Origin of the sequence: Psychrobacter sp. KCTC 72983 (genome assembly GCF_014280455.1) — a bacterium.
GTDB classification, from domain to species: domain Bacteria; phylum Pseudomonadota; class Gammaproteobacteria; order Pseudomonadales; family Moraxellaceae; genus Psychrobacter; species Psychrobacter pacificensis.
Map to the genome: position 1 here is coordinate 1,138,275 of NZ_CP060390.1, position 21,745 is coordinate 1,160,019.

The window sequence follows — 21,745 nt, forward strand, 5'->3', positions numbered from 1 at the left end:
TATCCAGATACGATTGGTATGTTTGTGATACAAATTTAGCATGTTTGCCTTAATAACCAACCGATAACTATGAATGGTTTGTTCAGCGTCATCAACATTTTATAATAAAAAACGTCATAAAAAATTGTCATGAGCAGCCATCAAGACTTACCCGTCACGGAGAATATTGTCATGACTGACACAACAATGCCCTCTCAATTTAGTACAGCTGCCATTCAAATGAACAGCCAGCAAGACATCGATAGCAATTTAGCGAATATAAAAGCGGCGATCATTGATGCCAAATCGCAAGGTGCTGAACTCGTTGTCGTACCTGAAAACTGCTGTAGCATGGGTCAGCAGTTTGCGACTGCAGAGCGTTTTGACGCGCTATCAGCGACGATGGCAGAGTATGCCCGCACTCATAACATATATCTACTGGCAGGCTCACTGCCTTGCCCTTATCGGCCTGATGGCATGATCGTTCCTGATGGTCGGCTGCGCCAAGTCAGTCAATTGTTTGCACCTGATGGTACGCGAGTGGCGCGCTACGATAAGATTCATCTGTTTACCGCGACCGTGGCCGACAAGCAAGGCAGCTACAATGAAGCGGCGACGTTTGAGCCGGGCACGCAGACCGTGGTTGCGCCTCTTGAGTCAGAAGGCGCTGTCTATCAGTTGGGTATGATGGTCTGTTTTGATTTGCGCTTTCCTGCTTTAGCGCAGCGCTTACGTCAAGCAGGTGCTGATATATTAAGTGCACCGTCTGCTTTTACTTATCTGACTGGACAAGCGCATTGGTCGCTATTGTTACAGGCACGTGCTTTGGACAGTCAGTGCATGGTGATCGGTGCAGCACAGGGCGGCGATCATGCATATAAAGATGGCAATACTCGCCAGACGTGGGGACATACTACCATTACTGCTTTTGATGGCAGCGTTATTGCGAGCCATGATAGCAGTGAGCTAAATCTGTCTACGACATCTGACATAGATAAAGGATACGCCATCGTCATGGCATCATTAGACAAGCAAGCTCAAGTGCAAGGTCGACAGAAATTACCTATCTTTGATTGTCATCGTTTGGCATAACTTAAGAAGTAACATAGATTGCTTAAACCGTAGATTACTCAATTAGGTAGGATTTTCATCATTTTGAGTGTGGGTGGCTCGTGGATGGGCGCGATCATAGACTTGTGTTAATTTGGCAAAATCAACGTGGGTGTAAATTTGCGTGGTACTGATATCGCTATGTCCTAACATCTCCTGCACGGCACGCAAGTCACCACTACCTGACAGCATGTGTGAGGCAAAGCAATGACGCAGTAGATGTGGATACATGTTTTGCGCAATACCTGCGCGAGTCGCCGCAACTTTTAGACGCTGCTGTACTGCTCGCGTCGATAGTCTGGTGCCGAGTTTTTCGCTAATGAACAAGGCGCTGTCCATCTGTTCGACCCATAGATTGCGATGCGGTAGATAGCGTGTTATCGCCTCTGCTGCCTTTGCACCTAATGGTACTAAGCGGGTTTTATTACCCTTACCAGTGACTCGCACCCGTAAATCAGACAAGTCCACATCAGCCATATCGAGTGCGACCAACTCGCCAACACGTAGACCACTACTATAGAGCAGCTCAAACATGGCTTTATCACGCAACCACAAACGAGCCTGCTCTGGCGTATCAGGGATTTGTTGATCGAGTAACTGCGTCAATAAATCCACATCAGCGATAGAGGGTAATGGTCTAGGGCTACGCTTGAGCTGATAGCCGGTCGTTGGATTGATACGCGCCAAATCCTCTTCTATGAGCCAACCATAAAAATGCCGAATCGCTGACAGCTCTTGCTGAACGCTAGCAAGCGCAAGCTTGTCTTCATCGAGACGCTGACTAATATGCTGAGCCAGTTGGCGCTTATCACAACGCGTCCACGTCAGACGCTTACCGCGTAAGAACAGTGCCAGTTGGTTTAAGCCAGCAAAATAAGCGGTCAGCGTATGCGGCGAGTGATTACGCACAGACAGCGTATTGAGCCAACGATGGACAGGTGCTAATAACGCTCGTAGCGCGGCATCTGACTCTATATTCGCCGCCAGCTCAGCTGATAGCCAAGGTGCCGTTTGCGTTGTCTGACCGTCTTGATGAGTGGACATAACCATATCAGAAGCACCCATGTTATTGATATCATTTTTCTAACGACAGATATCAGCCTTCAGAACTTGGCTTAATACCTGCTTGCGCCATCAAACCATCTGGACTAAAGACTCCTTCATAAACAAAAGCAGTCGGACCTGTCATCATAACTGAATAGCCAGGCTGCCACTTGATGATCAAGCTGCCACCATAGAGCTGCGCGCGCACTTCTTCGCCTTCATCGAGCCAGCCCTCTCTTATACCGACTGCAACTGCTGCACAGGCGCCCGTGCCGCAAGCTTGCGTCTCGCCCACGCCGCGCTCATACACACGCAGACGAATATGACGCTGGTTCATCACTTGCATAAAGCCCACGTTGACGCGATCTGGGAACGCTGGATGGGACTCAATGGCCTTGCCTAACGTCTCAACCTCAGCGTCAAGCACGTCATCAACTTTGATAACGGCATGTGGGTTGCCCATATTGGCGACATATAGCTGTACAGGTGTGCCATTGACATCGAGGTGATAAGTGTTTTGGATTTTGGTCGTGGCTCTTGGGCTAAAGGGAATCTCATTTGGCTCAAACTTGGGCTTACCCATATCAACCTCTACCCAACCAAACCGATCAGTGGTCAAAGAGATAATGCCGCTCGCCGTCTCGACACGCAGGCGCTGCTTAAATGACAGTTTACGTGCTTGGACAAAACGAGCGAAACAGCGCGCACCATTGCCGCATTGCTCCACCTCGGTGCCATCGGTGTTAAAAATACGGTAACTAAAATCAACATCGGGGCGCATCGGTGGCTCAACCACAAGCAGTTGATCAAAGCCAATACCTAGGTGGCGATCTCCCAATAACGCTACCAACTCCTTGCTCAAATCTAAGCGCTGGGTCACCAAATCGATAACCATAAAATCATTGCCCAGCCCATGCATTTTAGTAAATTCTATTAGCATATCTTTGATGTCCTATCCTATTTTTATGTATGGCTTATATTAGCACGCTGTCAGATACAATCATAATTATCACCGCTATCAAATACTAACTTATCGTTATACCTCAAACTCGATATACCCCATTCGAGTTTGCCATAAAAAACCCACCGTTATTATCACGGTGGGTTTTATTTATTATGCAAAAACAGTGTCAGTGTTGGCGGGTTGGCGGCTTTATCTATCCTGCCACAGTATTTCGTCAGCATACAATGCTTCAACCGTTTCACGTTTGCGGATGAGCTGATGGTTATTGCCTGATACCATCACTTCGCTGGCTCGCGGACGCGAGTTGTAATTACTACTCATAGTAAAGCCATAAGCGCCTGCGCCCGTCACTGCCAAGACAGCTCCTGCCTCTAATGACAGTAAGCGGTCTTTTGCTAAAAAATCCCCTGTCTCACAAATCGCACCAACAATGTCCCACGGCTTTGTACCATTTGTATCAATACCATCGCTCGGTAATGTACTTGGAATCACGGCCATTTCAGCTTGATATAAAGCAGGACGAATCAAGTCATTCATCGCAGCATCGACAATCGCAAAGTTCTTATGCTCAGTCGGCTTAAGTACATCGACTTGCGTCAATAGCACACCAGCATTGGCAACGATACTACGACCTGGCTCAAAGAATACGGTCAAACCAAGCTCGCTAAGCTTTGGTAATAAAGCCTCGGCAAACTCATCGATAGACACGGGCGTCTCATCAATATAACGCACGCCTAGACCGCCACCCAAATCAATATGACGCAGCTCAATACCATGATCGCGCAGGCTATGTATCAGCTCAATGACTTTATCTAGTGCGGCGACAAACGGCGCGACTTCCGTCAACTGCGAGCCAATGTGACAATCAATACCAACGATATCAATATGTGATAAATCCGCCGCTTGCTGATAGACCGCTAAGGCGTCTTCGTGGGTAATACCAAACTTGTTGTCTTTAAGACCTGTTGAGATATACGGATGCGTCTTGGCATCGACATTTGGATTGACGCGTAATGAGATTGGCGCATGTTTGTTCAGTGCTGCCGCTACCTCGTTGATCAAGGTCAGCTCACTGAACGACTCGACGTTAAAGCAGCCGATACCTTGGGTCAGTGCGTATTCGATATCGCCATAAGTTTTGCCAACACCTGAGAATACAACGCGCGACGCGGCGCCACCTGCAGCCAATACACGCATCAGCTCACCACGAGAGACGATGTCAAACCCAGCACCTGCCTGCGCAAGCACTCCAAGCACCGCAAGATTCGAGTTTGCTTTTACCGCGTAGCATACCTGATGATCGAGACTGGCAAAGCTATCGGTATAGGCTTGATAAACATCCAGTATCGCCTGCTTTGAGTAGACATAGCATGGCGTACTATATTGTTTTGCCAACTCATCAACACTGACCTGCTCCATATATAGCGCGTCGTCGCGATAGCTTAGCGCGGGCAGATGAGCGCTCAACGCTTTAGGATCAACATATAGACCGTGCTCAGTTTGAATAGTGACAGATTCGCCAGTAGCAGAATCGGTTACGTCAGCAGGTAGTTCAGAATGACTCATATAAACATCTCTAATATAATCAGGGTATCAAGGGTAAGAATAAACATTAATAATCGTTAGGATCTGTACTCGGCTCGGGCAGTATTTGCTGTTCATCTAGATAGTTATTTTTTTGATAGGTATCATCATCAATACCAGCAAAAGCGGCATCTTGTGGATGGCTCGTACTATTTAGTACAGATGGGCTACCCTCTACCGTTTGGCTAGTAGACTCTGGTAAGTACAAAGCGCCTTTTTGCCCGCAGCCTGACAACCCTACCATCATCGCACTGCCAATAACTAAAGTAATAATGGCGCGGCGACTGGCAAGTCTCCATAAGGCGATATGCCCAGTTTCTGATGAGCGAAGTATAGTAGACATAGAGTGGATCACCTGTGAGCGTGTAGCGGTGTAAGTGCGATTAAAAATCGTAATAAATAAAGAGCGAAAAAGGCAGCCCAAAAATGGCCAATATCAAAGTTTTAATCATAGCATTATGACACAAAGCTGTACGCATACTGAACAGCATTGGCCAATAAATTTGGCTCATAGTGGGGATTGATTTGATGCTTTCATCATAATTTACTGACGGTATCGCTTGATAATTTGCGCATAAAAACATGTCTGATAGGAATTTGGACAATATTTCTTACAATTTTTGATATTCATAAGGCAGCTCTACAACAGCCAATAATCAATGGCTAAAGTACCTAGGAGCCACTAGCTATAACAGATGTACCAATATTTTGAACGCTTGATAGACACCAATTTTAAACCTTACCATTATCGCTACAAAAATATGTTACATTATACCGCGGCCTTACGGCTATGCTGAGGCTCAGGCCTACGATTCAGCGGTACTGCTATATAGTAATAAGATACAACCCTCAGCCTCAGTATGACTAAGATCGATCATATACTTGTTTGATAGATCAGCATGGATATGGCTAATTTTGTGTTAAATACGATCAATCTATCATCACCTTAATATGAGCACGATGCGATGTCAGTGTCGTTTTTATCATAGTAATCTGACGATATGATGATTTTCGACCTACAAAAACCCACCTATAAAAACCAATCTAAGGATAGAGTATGAGCGCCAGCCTAACCACCACTTTTGATGATAAGAACTCTGAAACATCAACCCTGACCAGCCCAACCTTGGTTTTAAACTGCGGCTCGTCTTCCATCAAATACGCGTTGATTAGTGATGACAACTCTACTCGTATCACCGGTCTTGCCGAAAACCTAGGTCTCGATACCGCCCGTATTAAACACACGACCTTAAAAGGTGAAAAACTTGAAATCTCTATTCCTGGTGGTCGCCATAAGCTGGCGCTACAAAAAATCCTTGAGCTACTAGAGCAGTACCACTTCATCGCCGTTGGGCACCGCGTGGTACATGGTGGCCGCGAATATTCCAAAGCCGTTCGCGTTGATGAGCATGCGTTAGAAGAAGTGAAGCGTCTCAAAATATTAGCTCCGCTACACAACCCTGCAAATGCACTGGGTATCGAAGCGGTTCAGGCGATCTATCCTGATATGCCGCAAGTGGTGGTGTTTGACACCGCTTTTCACCAAACCATGCCGCCCGTTGCTTTTCGCTATGCACTACCCAAATATCTATACGAAGAACATAAAATCCGTCGCTATGGCTTCCATGGCACATCACATGCTTACGTCTCAGAACGCACCAGCCAAATCACTGAGGCAAAAGGGCCACATGGCTGGCTAACAGCACATCTAGGCAATGGTTGCTCAGCCGCCGCAGTATACGATGGCAAAAGTCTCGATACCAGCATGGGTCTGACCCCACTTGAGGGCCTTATGATGGGTACGCGTAGTGGCGATGTGGATCCTAGCTTGCACATGCATCTGAAGCGTCAGCTCGGTATGAGCTTAGAAGAGACCGACAAAATGCTTAATAATGACAGCGGTCTACTTGGTATTTCAGGACTGTCTAATGACTTGCGTACCATCGAGCAAGCAGCCAGTGAAGGTCACGAAGATGCCAAGCTCGCTATCGAGATGTTCTGCTATCGTGCTGGTAAATATCTGGCCAGCCTTAGCTGTGCGCTACCAGAGTTTACCGGTATTGTCTTTACTGGCGGTATCGGTGAAAACTCCGATATTACACGTACCAAAATCCTGGCAGTGATGCGTCATTTCGGTATCAAAATAGATGCTGACAAAAATGCCAGTTTGGTTCGTGGTAAAGAAGGTAGCTTCCACGCAGATGACAGCAGTATCGAGTTATGGGTCGTCCCAACTGATGAAGAGTGCCGTATTGCTCAAGAGACTCGTCAGGCATTGAATTTAATATAAGCGTGAGCGTGTTTGATACGCCATATCTATATAATTAACATTTGCTATAAGGCTATGGCGTACATACTCAGCACATTGCTCATTCTGCCAAGGATGAATTGAACTTAATAATAAAATAAACCGTAGGATACACTATGCAGACTATTTTACTTGTTCCCATTAGCCGCAGTATCGGTGTGACATCAGCCGCGCTTGGACTGATTCGCGCCTTTGATTATAACGGTATCAAAGCGGGCTTTATGAAGCCGTTTTTGCAAGACGATACACTAGACAAGCAGCACAGCTTAGACAGCTCAAATGCATTGACCATGCATGCCTTTGGTCTAAAGCCGCCCAAATCGATCAGCCGTCAGCACGTCGAGCGGATGTTGGGCGATGGCAATCTAGATGATTTGATGGAAGAAGTGATTACCAATTATCACACCATTGATGACGGTCATGATGTCATCATCTGTGAAGGTCTGGTGCCGACCACTGAGACCTCTTACGCCTCACAAATCAACCGTGCGCTTGCCCATGCTTTAGATGCCAAGATCATATTTGTTGGTGCCGCTGATATCGGTCAACCAGCGGCGTTGGCGGACAAGCTTGATGTACATGCGCGCGAGTTCGGCGGTGTCATCGATTTGCGGACGCTTGGCGTGATTTTGATGCGTGTACAAGATGTGCCCAATACGTTTGAGACGCAACCAGTCGCGCCTGGTGAGGCCGTCGTCAGCTTAGATCAAACCTTCATGCAAGAAGTGCAGCGTCTATCGCCTTCGTTCAATACCGACGCGTTTCGCCTCATCGGCGTGGTGCCCTTTAGCGATTCGTTGTCTGTACCGCGCACTTGGGATATTGCCACCGAGCTTGATGCCACTTGGCTTAACGTTGGTGAAGCAAAAACGCGTCGTATCAATCGCATCAGCCTAACGGCGCGCTCAGTCGCTCGTGTCAATCAAGTGTTCAAACGTGGTACGTTGATGGTGGTCCCTGGTGACCGCGATGACTTGCTACTGGCCGCAGGATTGGCCTGTATCAATGGTATTCCGCTGGCAGGACTGGTCTTGACAGGGGGTATCCTACCAAGCGAGACCGTAACGGAGCTGTGGCAGTCGGCGCTCAAAACGGGCATCCCTATCATGAGCGTCGAGAGTGACAGCTATGAGACGGTACAGAGCCTTGTCCATATGAGCTCAGAGATTCCAAGTGATGACACCGATCGCGCTGAAGAAGTGGCGCGTTACGTAGCAGCGCATTTGGATTTGAGCTGGATTAAAGAATACTTTAGCCGTAATCATGAACCGCGCTTGTCCCCATCGGCGTTTCGCCATCAGTTGGTCAAAAAATCACAGCACGCTAAAAAACGTATCGTATTGCCAGAAGGTTCTGAACCACGTACCGTCGAAGCGGCCTGTATCTGTCAGAGCCGCGGTATCGCTGATTGCGTACTGCTCGCAAAACGCAGCGATGTCGAACAAGTCGCCAAAAATCGCGATTTGACGTTGCCAGAAGGTCTAGAGATTATCGATCCTGATAGCCTCGATATGAGCAAATATATCGCTGCGGTCGTTGAGCGCCGTAAAGGCAAGACTGGCGCAGACGTCGCCGCTGAATATCTAAAAGATACGGTGTATCTTGGCACCATCATGCTCCAGCTCGATGAAGTCGATGGTCTGGTCTCAGGCGCGATTCACACAACTGCCAACACCGTACGCCCAGCGTTTCAATTAATCAAAACCGCGCCGCAGTACTCGCTCGTATCGTCCGTGTTCTTTATGCTGTTGCCTGAGCAAGTGGTTGTCTATGGTGACTGTGCGATCAATCCTGATCCGAATGCTGAAGAGTTGGCAGAAATTGCCATTCAATCGGCACAGTCTGCTGCTGCCTTTGGTATCGATCCAAAAGTCGCGATGATCAGCTATTCTACGGGCTCATCAGGCGCAGGCGCGGATGTCGAAAAAGTCGCTCGTGCCACCCAAATCGTCCGTGAGCGTGCGCCGAACCTCAAAGTCGACGGCCCACTACAATATGATGCCGCCTCGGTCATGAGTGTGGGCAAACAAAAAGCGCCTGACTCTCCTGTCGCAGGTCAAGCCAACGTCTTTATTTTCCCTGATCTCAATACTGGTAACACCACGTATAAAGCGGTGCAGCGTAGCGCCAATGTCATCAGCGTTGGACCGATGCTGCAAGGTTTGAATAAGCCAGTCAATGACTTATCGCGTGGCGCACTCGTTGATGATATCGTCTATACCATCGCGCTGACCGCTATCCAAGCGTATAGCGACCTGATTTAATCGCTATACGATTTGCCAATCAAAGTCCGTTATACCACCGACTATCATCATGATGGTCGGTTTTTTATTGGTGCTGTGGTGGTATAGTCAAAGTATCTCAAAAACGATAAGGTACTGCTAATATCAATTTTTGCAGCCTCTGTCTGCGCAAGCACAGCAAGCAAAAAAATTGATTTAACAGTGCCTAATGTAGTGGTATTAATTTTCACTGACTATAGGTGGTGATAGATAGTGGTGACAGATACTCGCCCGCCCTCTACAATAGCGCTATGATTCAGTTAATATAAAAAGGTTAGCTAATAAAAGAATGAGAGGTACCAAAAACAGCGTGCACCTCATTCTTTTATTTGCATTTATTTATGTCAAATACGAGCAATAACTCTCACGAAAAGATCTCTGCCCCTGCCATCCGTGCCTATCTTGGCGGCTCGTTTGATCCGGTACATAATGGTCATTTAGAAGTGGCTCTACACGTCTATCAGGACTTGTTGCCAATCGCAAAGCAGCAAAACCGCCCCTTGCACGTTTCATTATTACCCAATGCGCGCTCGCCATTTAAAACGCAGAGCACTGACCCTAAACACCGCTTAGCCATGTTGCAGCTCGCAACGCAAGACACACCGATACAAATCAATGAGCTTGAGCTATGGCAAGCGCCGCCTGTCTATACAATCGACACTGTACGCGCACTCAGACAGCAGTACCCTCATGATAGTTTGATATTTATCATGGGTATGGACAGCGCGCGCAGTTTGGATAAATGGAAAGACGGGTTAGGACTCACTGATTATGTCAATCTGTGGGTGTTTAATCGTGAGGATAGCGATCATATTAATGGTGGAGTTTCTGACAGGGCGACAACATTTGAAAACCCTATATCGACCTCGCAATATCTTGCTACCTTGCAATCGCAACTGCCGCTACCTTTACAATCACATGTAACCGACTCACCGATTGAGCTATTCACTCCAATTGCTCGATGCTTGGTAGATAGCTTAGAAACAGATGGCACTGACTTGAAAAGCGCTATGAAAGGACGCATTTATATAGATACGCGACCGATCACTGCCGTATCAAGCACGCAAATACGCGAACAACTACACATATTGGCGACTGAAACAAATAAAATGCCCGTCACTGACAGGCAAATCGCATCTATCGCAGCAATAAATGATATTATGAGCAATACTCACCCCAATTCATTAGCTAAATGGCTCAATCCTGCCGTTTATCACTATATTATCGCCCATCAGCTATATTCTGCTGCTCAATTCCGTTAAAATCGCCTTATCTATGTCATTTTGCCTATCCTGTCTCTATACGTGACTGACGACATATGATCAGTCGAATCAGACAAATTGACGTTTTACCCCTTTATTTTTAATAGTTACGATTGAAGAGATTAAAATTTATGATCAACACCATGACCGAAGAACGCTTAACCGTGTGCTTGAACATTGTACAAAGCGCGCTAGATGATATGAAAGCAAAGAACATCACTGTAATGAATGTAGAAGACTTAACTGACGTCACCGAGCGTATCGTCATCGCTGATGGTACCTCAAAACGTCATGTACGCGCGATGGCGGATAGCGTCGGCGCTGAAGTCAAACAAGCGGGCTTTATGCCGCTTGGCCGCGAAGGCGGTATCGACTCTGACTGGACACTGATTGACTTGGGCGCGGTTGTCGTTCATATCATGACCCCACAAGCGCGTGAGTTCTATGACTTAGAAGGCCTATGGTCATCACCGGATCAGTTGGCTGAGCTGGTCGCCACACCGCGTGAAAAGAAAACCGCTGGTCGTCGCAACAAGAACAAATAAGATTATTGAGTACAATAATCGCGTCATACTAAAAGCATAAGACCAAAAGACCAGAATCGTTATTTTGGTCTTTTTTTGTGCCGATATTTGGGGATACGCGTCATGATAATGCCTGATTAAATAGATAATTGCTGCAGAGGTTGCTATCATCTTTATCAATCACCATTGCCCAATTTTTGTTTTGATCTCAATGCTCATTAAGGATTGTCCATGTCTTCTACTCACCGCTCAAACCCTGAGATTAACCTACCCTTGCATGTGGCAAACGTAGTATGTGTCCGCGCAGGCAAAGCCATGCCCTTTACCCGTGATGAGATGAGCGCCATTGATAAAGCGCCCATTACAGCACCCGTCGCCGTCAATTTTATGGGATTGACCACTGACGAGCAAGCCGATCGCAAACATCATGGCGGCCCGCTCAAAGCGGTACATCAACTGCCAACGGTCACGTATGAAAAAATCAATACCGAGTTTGACCTAAAAGCACGCATCGGTACGCTCGGTGAAAACCTTACCACTGAAGCCGTTGATGGCTTGCCTGAGATGGATGAGTCTAACGTCTGTATCGGCGACGTTTATCAGTATGGTGGGCAGTATGGCGACGACAAAATAAACGGTGAAGATAGCGTGCAACTGCGTATCGTCCAACCGCGCCGCCCGTGCTACAAAATCAATGACCAAATCGGTCAATTTACCAAAGTGCCGAATATCGCGGCATGGGTCAGCAAGCAAGGTATCTCAGGCTGGTATTTTCAAGTCGTGCGTGATGGCATGATTAACGCTGATTTGCCGGTCTACTTAGTCGAACGTCCCTATCCATTTGCTACGCTTGAGAAACTCTGGCAGTTGTCTAATTCAAAAGAAAAGTTTGACGCTGAGGTGATTGAGCCGTGGCTCGCGATTGAGTGTTTGGAGGCGAGTTGGAAAAAGGTGTTGGCAAAAAAAATTAAAAGAGGCTGAATACAATCAGCAAAATCTCTAGACATCATCTGATAATAATAGGTGCTTAAAATATAAGTGGACAGCGACATATACCCTTTATCTACACAGAGCATTTCATGGTAAAAAACATCTTCTTAGCACTTGGCTTAACTCTGCCTTTAATTGGCTGCGTGACCACGACCTCACCAGTCGCAACGACCAAAAATTATAGCGTCGACAGCGATACCTATCAATCGACTGGCAAAAGCCAGCGTATCAAAACCATTGTCCTACACTACACAGTCTCAGATAATGAGCGCTCAATCAAAACATTGACCACGGGCAATGTGAGCGCGCACTATCTGGTCTTGGACAAGAACGATGATAAAATTTATAACCTCGTACCAGAGTCTGAGCGCGCGTGGCATGCAGGCGAAGGTGGCTTTTCAGGTCGAACCATCCTCAATGATACCTCTATTGGCATCGAAATCGTCAATGCAGGAATCAAGCCTGAATATCGAGACGCGCTAAAGAATGGCGATATGGATTACCATCCTTATGAGCATTATGTGGCGTTTGATGAATTGCAGATTAAGAAAGTCGCAGAGCTGGTGCAGGATATCGCCGCCCGCTATGATATCTCACCCAAAAACATCATCGGTCATGCAGATATGGCACCCTCGCGCAAGATCGACCCCGGTGCAAAATTCCCGTGGGGGCGACTGTATTTCGATTACGGTATCGGCGCTTGGTATAACGAAGCGGACAAGCAAGAAATTATGAATCGGCGTACCTTGGTCGCGCCAAGCGTGCAGGAGATCAAGCAAGCTTTTCGCAAATACGGCTATCAAATCAATAATAGCGACGAGTGGGACAAGCCCAGTCGCGATGTCATCTATGCCTTTCAGCTGCATTTCAGACCGCAGCAGCCAACCGGTAATATGGATAGCGAAACCTATGCGATATTGCAGGCGCTCAATATGAAGTATGCTAGTCGCGATGATTTTTATTGAAGCGATACAAATATAGGCAGTTTAAAAAGATAACTGGCGCGACTGGCATGAATTTTTCGCAGCCTCTGTCAGCGTAGACATAGCCCGCCAGAAAACTCATACCAGTCAAGCGTGATAACATAAGATCTATGTCTTATTATTGGACATAACAACAATGAAAAAGGACATATTATGAGCACCCTATTTAGTGTCAATTTAAACAAACTCGCCTTAATCAGAAACTCTCGCGGCACGGATTATCCCAATCTGCTGTACTTCGTGAAGAAGCTGATTGATCTGGGTGTCAAAGGCTTTACCGTGCATCCGCGACCTGATGAGCGTCATATCAGATACCAAGATGTCTATGATATCAGTGCCTTTTTAAAAGACTATCCAGAGATTGAGTTCAATATCGAGGGCAACCCAAATGAGCAGTTCTTAAAAATTATTCGCGAAGTCAAACCGCATCAATGTACCCTCGTGCCCGACAGCGAAGATCAACTGACCTCCGATCATGGTTTCGACATCATCAAACACAAAGACATGCTGTCAGCGTTGAATCATGAGTTGCAAGGGTTTGGCACACGCTGCGCGGTATTTATCGATCCTGATATCGAGCAGATTAAAGCCGTCATCGACAGCGATGTGCAAACGATAGAGATGTATACCGAAGAATGGGCGCGCGCCTACAGTAATGGTAAAAACGATGGCAATATTGATTTCGATGAGGTCAAGCAACGCTTTAGCGACTGTATTACCCTCGCCAGTGATAACGGCATTCGCGTCAATGCGGGTCATGATTTGAATTTAGAGAATTTAGCCGATCTGCTCGCGCTTGGTGATATCGCTGAGGTGTCTATCGGTCATGCGTTTACGATTGAATCACTAGAGCAAGGCATGGATAATGTGGTGCGTCAGTATTTAAACATCTGTGCTTAACCTAAATCCATAAGCAAATAATTTGGCTCTATCAACAAACCCTAAGCAAACACCAATAATACTAAAAAAGGAATACTTATGTATCAAGCCTTTCAAAAACACCTACAACAAGAAATCAGCGATATACGCGAGGCAGGGCTGTATAAAAACGAGCGCGTTATCACCTCTCCCCAAGATGCGCTCATCACGATAGCCGATCGACGATGGGCGTGAGATATGGGAGACGTGGTATCAGATGGAGCAAATGCTGATTAGCGGTATTGATCTGTCGCCAATCATTACCCGTCGCATGGACATTGATGAGTTTCAAGAAGGCTTTGATATCATGTAAAGTGGGCAATGCGGTAAGGTGATTTTAAGTTGGGATTGATTTTGGTGATTTAGTATTTGAAAAGTCGTGGTTAGGGTTTACATTGTCACGACCTATAAAACGAACGGTACTGATTTCAGTGCCGTCTTCTATGTGGTAAAAATCATACGAGGGATAAACTATGAGCGATTCTGAAGCAGATAAACTTGAAAAGTATTTAGCAGAAAAAGCCAAGCAAGATCAGGAAAAAGAACAAGAGCCTGAGCCGCTTTCTGCCTATGATGCTTGCGTGCTAAAGGAAAGTGCTAAGATTCATGAGTTGATTGCTGAGGCTCAGAGAAAGGGTAAAGAGCTGTCAGAAGATAAATAATCATATAACATGATGCTTTGAATCAAAACTCTGATTGAAGCATATTTATTCAACATAAATCAACTCTTCTTCAGACCCATAATAACCCATTGTGGGGCTGTCCTAGATAACTAGTTCAAACCCTGTTTAACCCACTGTTTTAATTGTAGTAATTGCGACTTTGGGTCACTGTGATTAAAACGCCACTCACATTCCTTTAAATAGAGGTGAAAATGCTCTTTTGGAACTCCGTTAAACTTGCGTAGATGCCGTTTAGCTTGGTTCCAAAAGTTCTCTATACCATTAATGTGATTCTTGTCATTAACAAAGGTTTTGGAGTGGTTGATACGATAATGAGTAAACTCACTGACATCTAATGCGTTATAGCTTTTAAATGAGTCAGTATAAACAATGCTATCAGGCTTCACTTTTTCTCTTATGATGGGGATCAAAGTATCTGCTTTAGCATGGGGTATAATACAAGCGTAGACCTTACCATTACGCTTTAATAGGCCAAACACGGGCACTTTGCTACCAGCACCTCGCCCTCGCTTGCCTTTACGAGTTCCACCAAAGTATGATTCGTCTACTTCGATTTCGCCCTCAAATAGACCAGGGTCTTGGCTATTCTCGTAAATAAGCACTCGTAGCCTATGAAAGTAATAACTGGCTGTGGTTTTATTAACACCAATTAGGCTTGCTGCTGTTCTCGCGGTAGAACCAGCAACAAATAACTCGATGAGTCTGTTTTGTTTATACCAACTTAGTTTACTCTTTCTCATAGTACTATCCTAAATAATTTTACTTATCTAGGACAGCCCCCCCATTGTAGTTAATAATTATACGACTAACTATCTGTTCGAGCTACTTTAGTCTCACTTATTTCTCAAAAATCTTCATGTAATCTATAATAGTTCTGGTCAAACTCTTCTATAGTATAGCCTAATCCTGCTATAGAAGAGACTACCTCCTCGACTACATCAAAATTAGGATTACCAACAGCAACCGTAATATAAATTTTCCCTGAATCAAAATTTATGTTTTTTATGAGCGGGCTAATTGGTTCCAAAGCTTCATGCACATTCAAATATAATTCGTCTTTATTTCTTATTCTATCGAGATAAAACTCTAAAACATTTGGTTCTTCGTGATCATGAAAATCTAGTTGGTGTGCTGTTGCATTCCTGACAAACTGAGTTTTATTATTGCGGTTTGAAGATTTAGAATTCATAGAACTAGAAAGGCGACTAACTGATGATTGAAGGCTTTTAAGCTCTTCTAATACATATCTATCTATAGAGACAGTCTCTTCAGTAATTAATGGGGCTTTAAAATCACCATAGTTTTTCAAGAAAGTTGAATAATTTTCAGGATCGTTTTCATATGCTTTGTAAGTCTTTTTTATTCTATCTTTTAAATTTTCTTTGAAAATCTCAATGTCATGATATCTTAAGTCTTTTGGATAACTTAGATGTTCAATTACAGATGTATCAAAAGAATAAGGTGTTATTTCGTCTTTTATAATGATTGTTGGTTTGTCGAAAGCTAGACGTAATCCTAGCTCAAACATGACATTTGGATTTCTACCGCTTATATCGCAAACTATCATCGGATTATCATATAAGTTCTGAACAATACGTTTGTGAATAACGCCTATATCATCCGCATCACTCACCAATCTAGCTTCAAAATTAGCTTCTTTAATAGCAGATTCTATTATCCTTTTGACATCTTTCCAATGAGATTCAGGATAGCCTTCCATACTTGCAATAGGCATTACAATGCCACATTTTTTCGGTAAATTATCATCTGATTTTTCGTGTGGCTTGTTTTCGACTTTATTCGGTTCAGATTGATTGTCCATTCTAATCTCCAAAGAAAACAATGAGTTCGTGGGGTGCGCCCAGCGCACCAATAATACTAAAATTAAAGTTTAGACTAATTTATCATAAAACGGTCATTCAGGAGCGCGTTTTAGCCCTGATTGCAGCGGATATACTTGGTTGGTCACTGGGCTGCGGAGGCTTGGCTAGAGGTGGTCGCTCGAATGCTGGAACGCCTCTAGCCTTAGCCACCGCCCCAGTGAACGACCAAGATAGTAGCGAAAAGCAGGATTAGCTCCCAATAGAACCAAAACCCAAACACAAAAAAGGTGAGCTTTACGCTCACCTTTTCATTCTAAAAAACAGTTATCTACAATAATATTCTAAACCAACTTAGCCTATCTAAACCAAGCACAAGCGTTACGGAACATACGCATCCATGCGTCATCGCTTTCACACACATCCATAATCCCACCGAGTGCGTGACCAAGATAAGATTGAATGTTTTTGATCAATTAAGCTTCGGTAATTAACTCAGGCTTTTTATTCAATAAGCGCATTAATGTGACGGCAGCCCCTGTTGGGTTTCTAGTACCTTGCTCCCAATTTTGTAAGGTACGCGAACTGATATTAAGTTTATCGGCAAACTGCTGTTGCGATAGCCCTGTCTTAGTTCTTATTTCCTTAATACTAGGCACGTCATGGGTAAACTGGCGGCTAGGCTGAGTCTGTCCCTTAGCAATCGCCAATGCTTGATTTAGTGATGTAGATAAATCATCGTAAAATTCATTGCTCATGGCTATACACCTCTTTAATTTGTTGAGTCAGTTTGTATAAACCAGACTTCTCTTCGCTTGATAGAGAGGCTTGTTTATTCTTCGGATAAGCGAGCAGCATAAAAAATATGCCTTGACTATTCACAAAATAATAGATAATCCGAATACCGCCACTCTTACCTTGGTTAAGTGCCCATCTGGTTTTTCGAACGCCCCCTGCACCTTGAATCAAATCACCTTGTTCTGGATTATTGATTAGATTTTCCTGTAGCTCTTTATAAGCTTCATCATCTAATAGTTTCAGTACTTGCTTAGTAAATATTGGCGTTTCGATGAAATGTAACATTCAATATCCTTTATCTTTATGTCTTATTATATACGTCATTGAAGTACTTATCTATATGTTTTTTCTGGATCTAATTAAGCTAAATATCATAAACACAAAAAAGGTGAGCTTTACGCTCACCTTTTCATTCTAAAAAACAGTTATCTACAACAATACTCTAAACCAACTTAGCCTATCTAAACCAAGCACGAGCGTTACGGAACATCCGCATCCATGCACCATCTTCATCCCACTGCTCAGGTTTCCAGCTATGATTGTAGGCTTTTAGGTTACGCTCAGGATGCGGCATCATGATAGTGACGCGACCGTCGGTGCTACACAGACCTGTGACACCGCCGAGCGAACCGTTTGGATTGAGCGGATACGTCTCAGTTGGATGACCTTGGCTATCGACATAACGCATCGCAAGCTGACCGTGTTTTGCCATACCGTCGATCTCGGTATTATCTAGTGTGGCATAGCCTTCACCATGCGCCACCGCGATTGGCAAGATGCTGTCTTGCATGCCTTTGAATAAGATGGACTTGGTACGCTCAACTTTGACGTTGACCGTACGCGCTTCAAAACGCGCGGATTTATTAGCGATGAAGCGTGGGAAGTTTTCTGCACCTGGGATTAAATCTTTCAATTGCGCCATCATCTGACAGCCGTTACAGACACCCAAGCTAAAGGTATCAGGACGAGCAAAGAAGCGGACAAACTGCATGCGTAGCTCGTCATGGAACAAGATAGAGTTCGCCCAGCCAGAGCCAGCGCCCAGTACGTCACCATAACTAAAGCCACCACAAGCGACCAGACCGTCGAAATCACGTAGATTGATGCGACCACTCAGTAGATCGCTCATATGTACATCGACCGCTTCAAAGCCAGCTTGGGTAAAGCCTGCTGCCATCTCTGTCTGACCGTTGACACCTTGCTCGCGGAGGATTGCGACTCTTGGTTGGCTGTTATTAGCATCAGCACGGCTGTTTACATAAGGCGCTTCCACTTTTTGATTGAGATCAAAATTTGGCGCTGCGATCAGGCCTTTATGGCTCGCGTCGCTAATCAAGTCATACTCTTGTTGCACGCATTCTGGATTATCACGGCGGCGGGCGATTTGATAACTGACCTGCGTCCACGCTTGCTGCAATTCAGTACGGCTAAAGCGTAGCGTGTCATCACCCATGTGCAAAGGCGTTTGGATTAATAGGTTGTCTTCTTCTGAGCTTTGACCAACAAGGCTGAGCATATCGCTGACGTTAAATTCTTCTGCCAACTGCATGAGCGCTGCGACGTTTTCTGGCAATACTTGGATGACTGCGCCCAGCTCCTCACTGAACAGTTGACCGAGTAAGTTGTCATCATCTAACGACAGCTTGATACCTTGACGGCTGGTGAACTGCATCTCTGCGATGGTCGTAAGCAGACCGCCATCACCGATATCGTGATAAGCGCTGATGACGCCTTGCGCGTTGCCCGCTTGGACAAAGTTAAAGAAGTCGATCAAATCACTTGGCTGCTCTAGATCTGGGCAGTCGTTACCTAGTTGGCTAAGCGTTTGCGCAAGGATAGAGCCACCCAAACGTAATTTACCTCTAGAGAGATCAAGACGATAAAACGCGCTGTCACCATTGATTAGCTCAGGGGTTAGCGTTTTTGCGACGTCAACGACAGGAGCAAACGCAGTCACAACCAAACTCATTGGCGAGACGACTGATTTGTCAGCGCCCTCTTCATCAGTCCAGTTAGCACGCATAGATAGCGAGTCTTTACCAACAGGGATGGCGATACCGAGTGCTGGGCACAGCTCTTCACCGATTGCATGTACTGCATCGAATAGTGCCGCATCTTCTGCATCATCACCGCATGCTGCCATCCAGTTCGCTGACATGGTGATATCAGACAACTGAGCGATACGCGCGCCCGCGATGTTAGTAATCGCTTCGCCGACCGCTAGACGCGCAGAGGCTTTTGGATTGATAAGGGCAACAGGCGTACGCTCGCCGACACTCATGGCTTCACCAGTCATCGGCTGACCATCTAGCGCCACTAAGCCTGACGCCGTCACCGCACAATCTGATACAGGCACTTGATAGCGTCCCACATACTGATCACGCACGACCATACCGGTGATAGAACGGTCACCAATGCTAATCAAGAATGATTTGCTCGCCACGGTTGGGTGACGCAATACATCGGTAATTGACTCGGCTAGATTAACTTCACCAAGCTCTAATGCTGGTAACGTGCTATCAGTACGCTCAAAGCTACGCTGCATTTTTGGTGTACCGCCGAGTAGTACTTGCATCGGCATATCGACTGGTTGCTCAGCTAATAGCTCGTCATCAACGATGAGCTGACGGATATCCGTCGCCGCGCCCAAGATGGCATATGGACAGCGCTCACGGGCACAGATGGCATCGAACTGATCTTTGCTCTCTGGACGAATCGCCAGCACATAACGCTCTTGCGCCTCATTAGACCAGATGGCCATTGGCGACATGCCCGCTTCTAACGATGGGATCTTACGCAAGTTCAGATGCGCGCCCATTTCATGGTCGTTGACCAGCTCAGGCATGGCGTTTGACAGACCGCCCGCGCCCACATCATGGATCGAGACGATAGGGTTGTTGTCCGAATTGTCATTGCCGTCTTTGTCCGCGCCAGCTAAGGCCCAGCAGCGATCGATGACTTCTTGACAGCGACGCTCCATCTCAGCGTTATCGCGCTGGACTGAGGCAAAGTCCAAGCCTTCATCAAGCTCGCCACTATCGACTGACGATGCGGCACCGCCGCCCAGACCGATTTGCATCGCAGGGCCACCAAGGACGATTAGCAAATCGCCTTTTTTGATTGCATTTTTTTCAATCAGATTGCGTTTGATATTGCCGTAACCACCTGCCAGCATGATTGGCTTATGATAGCCACGCATCTCGCTACCGTCTTTTGCCGCAGAGGTATCTAGCTGAAAGCTGCGGAAATAACCGCATAGGTTTGGACGACCAAACTCGTTTGAGAAGTTGGCGCTACCTAATGGGGCATCAAGCATAATCTCAAGGCTGGTTGCCATACGATCTGGCGTACCATAGGCTTGCGTGCTCAGTTGGCCTGACTGCTCCCATTTCTCGGACAGCTCTGGGATATGTAGATGCGACACGTGGAAACCGGCTAGACCCGCTTTTGGCTTACCGCCGCGACCTGTTGCACCTTCGTCACGAATCTCACCGCCAGAACCCGTTGCTGCACCTGAATACGGAGCAATTGCCGTTGGGTGATTGTGCGTCTCAACTTTCATCAAGATATCGATGTCTTCTTGATGGAATCCATAAGGATGGATTGCGTTGGCATTCATCGCATCCGTTGGGATAGGATAAAAACGCATGCCATCAGACCCAGCCATCACAGCGGCGTTATCTTTATAGGCTGATAAGATGCCTTGTGGGTTCGACTGATAGGTGTTTTTGATCATTTGGAATAGTGATTTTGGCTGCACCTCACCATCAACGGTCCACTGGGCATTAAATATCTTATGACGGCAATGCTCTGAGTTCGCCTGTGCAAACATCATCAGCTCAACGTCGGTTGGATTGCGATCTAATTCATTGACATACGCATTCATCAGATAGTCGATATCTTCACTGGATAACGCAAAGCCGAACTCGGTATTGGCCGACTCTAGTGCTGACTGACCTTGTCCGATGACATCGATATGATTGAGTGATGCTGGTGCTTGATCATCAAACAACTTGCTGACATCGCTCAAGTCATAGACCAAGCTCTGGGTCATACGGTCAAACAATAACTGCTCAGCGGCAGCGGGTAGCTTGTTGTCAGCCGCTTCATTCTCAAGCGTTAGCGTATAAACCACGACACGCTCAACACGGTTGATTTTGATTTCACAGTTATTGAATATATCGGTGGCTTTACTCGCCCATGGTGAGATGGTGCCAAAGCGCGGCGCAACGATCACTTGCAGTTGGTTGTCTTGTGGCGTGGTAAGCGCGATCGCTTCTTTGATCCCAAACAAGTCTAAGGATTTTTTGTGCTCCTCACCGCTCAATTCGCGTGAGAGTACATACACTTGCTGAGTACTTATTTGACTAACATTTAGCTTGGTTTTTTGCTGGAACTGACTGATGAGTTGCTGCGTCTGAAAATCGGTAAGAAACGGTTGTCCGGCGATGGTCATCATAAAGGCATAATCCGTAAGATCAAGGCATCTCTGCCAT

The 21,745-nt window shown here is 45.9% G+C and carries 20 protein-coding genes; 11 read left to right on the forward strand and 9 right to left on the reverse strand.

Annotated features, from left to right (window positions below; genetic code table 11):
* Window positions 1-171: 171 nt before the first annotated feature.
* The gene (locus tag PSBA01_RS04835) at window positions 172-1,071 is read left to right on the forward strand and encodes a nitrilase-related carbon-nitrogen hydrolase (RefSeq protein WP_186475212.1); all 900 of its coding nucleotides are present in this window, start codon (window positions 172-174) and stop codon (window positions 1,069-1,071) included.
* 42 nt (window positions 1,072-1,113) lie between these two features.
* Here PSBA01_RS04835 and PSBA01_RS04840 read toward each other — a convergent pair whose 3' ends face one another.
* The 4 genes from PSBA01_RS04840 to lptM all read right to left on the reverse strand — a co-directional run bounded on the left by PSBA01_RS04840 (window position 1,114) and on the right by lptM (window position 5,024).
* Entirely contained in the window at window positions 1,114-2,133 is a 1,020-nt protein-coding gene (locus PSBA01_RS04840; RefSeq protein ID WP_228724642.1) for a tyrosine recombinase XerC, read from the reverse strand.
* 52 nt (window positions 2,134-2,185) lie between these two features.
* Window positions 2,186-3,073 (reverse strand): diaminopimelate epimerase, encoded by an 888-nt coding sequence (gene dapF / locus PSBA01_RS04845; RefSeq protein WP_093067369.1) that lies wholly within the window; start codon window positions 3,071-3,073, stop codon window positions 2,186-2,188.
* A gap of 213 nt (window positions 3,074-3,286) precedes the next feature.
* Window positions 3,287-4,663, reverse strand: coding sequence for a diaminopimelate decarboxylase (gene lysA / locus PSBA01_RS04850; RefSeq protein ID WP_186475213.1), 1,377 nt, complete (start codon window positions 4,661-4,663; stop codon window positions 3,287-3,289).
* A 46-nt stretch (window positions 4,664-4,709) separates the two neighbouring features.
* A complete protein-coding gene (lptM, locus tag PSBA01_RS04855; protein WP_186475214.1) occupies window positions 4,710-5,024 on the reverse strand; it encodes an LPS translocon maturation chaperone LptM in 315 nt (104 codons plus the stop codon).
* A 714-nt stretch (window positions 5,025-5,738) separates the two neighbouring features.
* On the opposite strand from lptM, the gene PSBA01_RS04860 reads away from it, so the two are divergent.
* From PSBA01_RS04860 to PSBA01_RS04900, 9 genes are all read left to right on the forward strand, one after another.
* Window positions 5,739-6,971 carry an acetate/propionate family kinase gene (locus PSBA01_RS04860; protein WP_186475215.1) on the forward strand — a complete coding sequence of 411 codons (1,233 nt, stop codon included), beginning with the start codon at window positions 5,739-5,741 and terminating at the stop codon, window positions 6,969-6,971.
* A 134-nt stretch (window positions 6,972-7,105) separates the two neighbouring features.
* The gene (gene pta / locus PSBA01_RS04865) at window positions 7,106-9,253 is read left to right on the forward strand and encodes a phosphate acetyltransferase (RefSeq protein WP_186475216.1); all 2,148 of its coding nucleotides are present in this window, start codon (window positions 7,106-7,108) and stop codon (window positions 9,251-9,253) included.
* A 359-nt stretch (window positions 9,254-9,612) separates the two neighbouring features.
* Entirely contained in the window at window positions 9,613-10,533 is a 921-nt protein-coding gene (locus tag PSBA01_RS04870) for a nicotinate-nicotinamide nucleotide adenylyltransferase (RefSeq protein ID WP_186475217.1), read from the forward strand.
* 131 nt (window positions 10,534-10,664) lie between these two features.
* Entirely contained in the window at window positions 10,665-11,078 is a 414-nt protein-coding gene (gene rsfS / locus PSBA01_RS04875; protein ID WP_071002442.1) for a ribosome silencing factor, read from the forward strand.
* A gap of 210 nt (window positions 11,079-11,288) precedes the next feature.
* Window positions 11,289-12,038, forward strand: coding sequence for an MOSC domain-containing protein (locus PSBA01_RS04880; RefSeq protein WP_186475218.1), 750 nt, complete (start codon window positions 11,289-11,291; stop codon window positions 12,036-12,038).
* Between the two features lie 98 nt (window positions 12,039-12,136).
* Window positions 12,137-13,012 carry an N-acetylmuramoyl-L-alanine amidase gene (locus PSBA01_RS04885; RefSeq protein WP_186475219.1) on the forward strand — a complete coding sequence of 292 codons (876 nt, stop codon included), beginning with the start codon at window positions 12,137-12,139 and terminating at the stop codon, window positions 13,010-13,012.
* Window positions 13,013-13,183: 171 nt separating this feature from the next.
* Window positions 13,184-13,930 carry a pyridoxine 5'-phosphate synthase gene (locus tag PSBA01_RS04890; protein ID WP_186475220.1) on the forward strand — a complete coding sequence of 249 codons (747 nt, stop codon included), beginning with the start codon at window positions 13,184-13,186 and terminating at the stop codon, window positions 13,928-13,930.
* Between the two features lie 78 nt (window positions 13,931-14,008).
* A complete protein-coding gene (locus PSBA01_RS13385) occupies window positions 14,009-14,143 on the forward strand; it encodes a hypothetical protein (protein ID WP_267448722.1) in 135 nt (44 codons plus the stop codon).
* 278 nt (window positions 14,144-14,421) lie between these two features.
* Entirely contained in the window at window positions 14,422-14,610 is a 189-nt protein-coding gene (locus PSBA01_RS04900; protein ID WP_186475221.1) for a hypothetical protein, read from the forward strand.
* Between the two features lie 110 nt (window positions 14,611-14,720).
* On the opposite strand, the gene PSBA01_RS04905 is transcribed toward PSBA01_RS04900, so the two are convergent.
* Both PSBA01_RS04905 and PSBA01_RS04910 read right to left on the reverse strand, forming a co-directional pair.
* Entirely contained in the window at window positions 14,721-15,371 is a 651-nt protein-coding gene (locus PSBA01_RS04905) for an IS1595-like element ISPssp3 family transposase (RefSeq protein WP_186474796.1), read from the reverse strand.
* A 104-nt stretch (window positions 15,372-15,475) separates the two neighbouring features.
* A complete protein-coding gene (locus tag PSBA01_RS04910; protein ID WP_186475222.1) occupies window positions 15,476-16,453 on the reverse strand; it encodes a hypothetical protein in 978 nt (325 codons plus the stop codon).
* A 20-nt stretch (window positions 16,454-16,473) separates the two neighbouring features.
* Between PSBA01_RS04910 and PSBA01_RS04915 the strand changes: the two genes are divergently transcribed.
* The gene (locus tag PSBA01_RS04915; protein WP_186475223.1) at window positions 16,474-16,707 is read left to right on the forward strand and encodes a hypothetical protein; all 234 of its coding nucleotides are present in this window, start codon (window positions 16,474-16,476) and stop codon (window positions 16,705-16,707) included.
* A 220-nt stretch (window positions 16,708-16,927) separates the two neighbouring features.
* Here the strand turns inward: PSBA01_RS04915 and nadS are convergent, their stop codons facing one another.
* The 3 genes from nadS to purL all read right to left on the reverse strand — a co-directional run bounded on the left by nadS (window position 16,928) and on the right by purL (window position 21,708).
* The gene (gene nadS / locus PSBA01_RS04920) at window positions 16,928-17,209 is read right to left on the reverse strand and encodes a NadS family protein (RefSeq protein ID WP_186475224.1); all 282 of its coding nucleotides are present in this window, start codon (window positions 17,207-17,209) and stop codon (window positions 16,928-16,930) included.
* Complete coding sequence (locus PSBA01_RS04925; protein WP_186475225.1) at window positions 17,199-17,534, reverse strand: type II toxin-antitoxin system RelE/ParE family toxin; 336 nt, start codon at window positions 17,532-17,534, stop codon at window positions 17,199-17,201. The genes nadS and PSBA01_RS04925 overlap by 11 nt, the downstream gene beginning before the upstream one ends.
* 172 nt (window positions 17,535-17,706) lie before the next feature.
* Entirely contained in the window at window positions 17,707-21,708 is a 4,002-nt protein-coding gene (gene purL, locus PSBA01_RS04930; RefSeq protein ID WP_186475226.1) for a phosphoribosylformylglycinamidine synthase, read from the reverse strand.
* Between the last annotated feature and the right edge of the window lie 37 nt (window positions 21,709-21,745).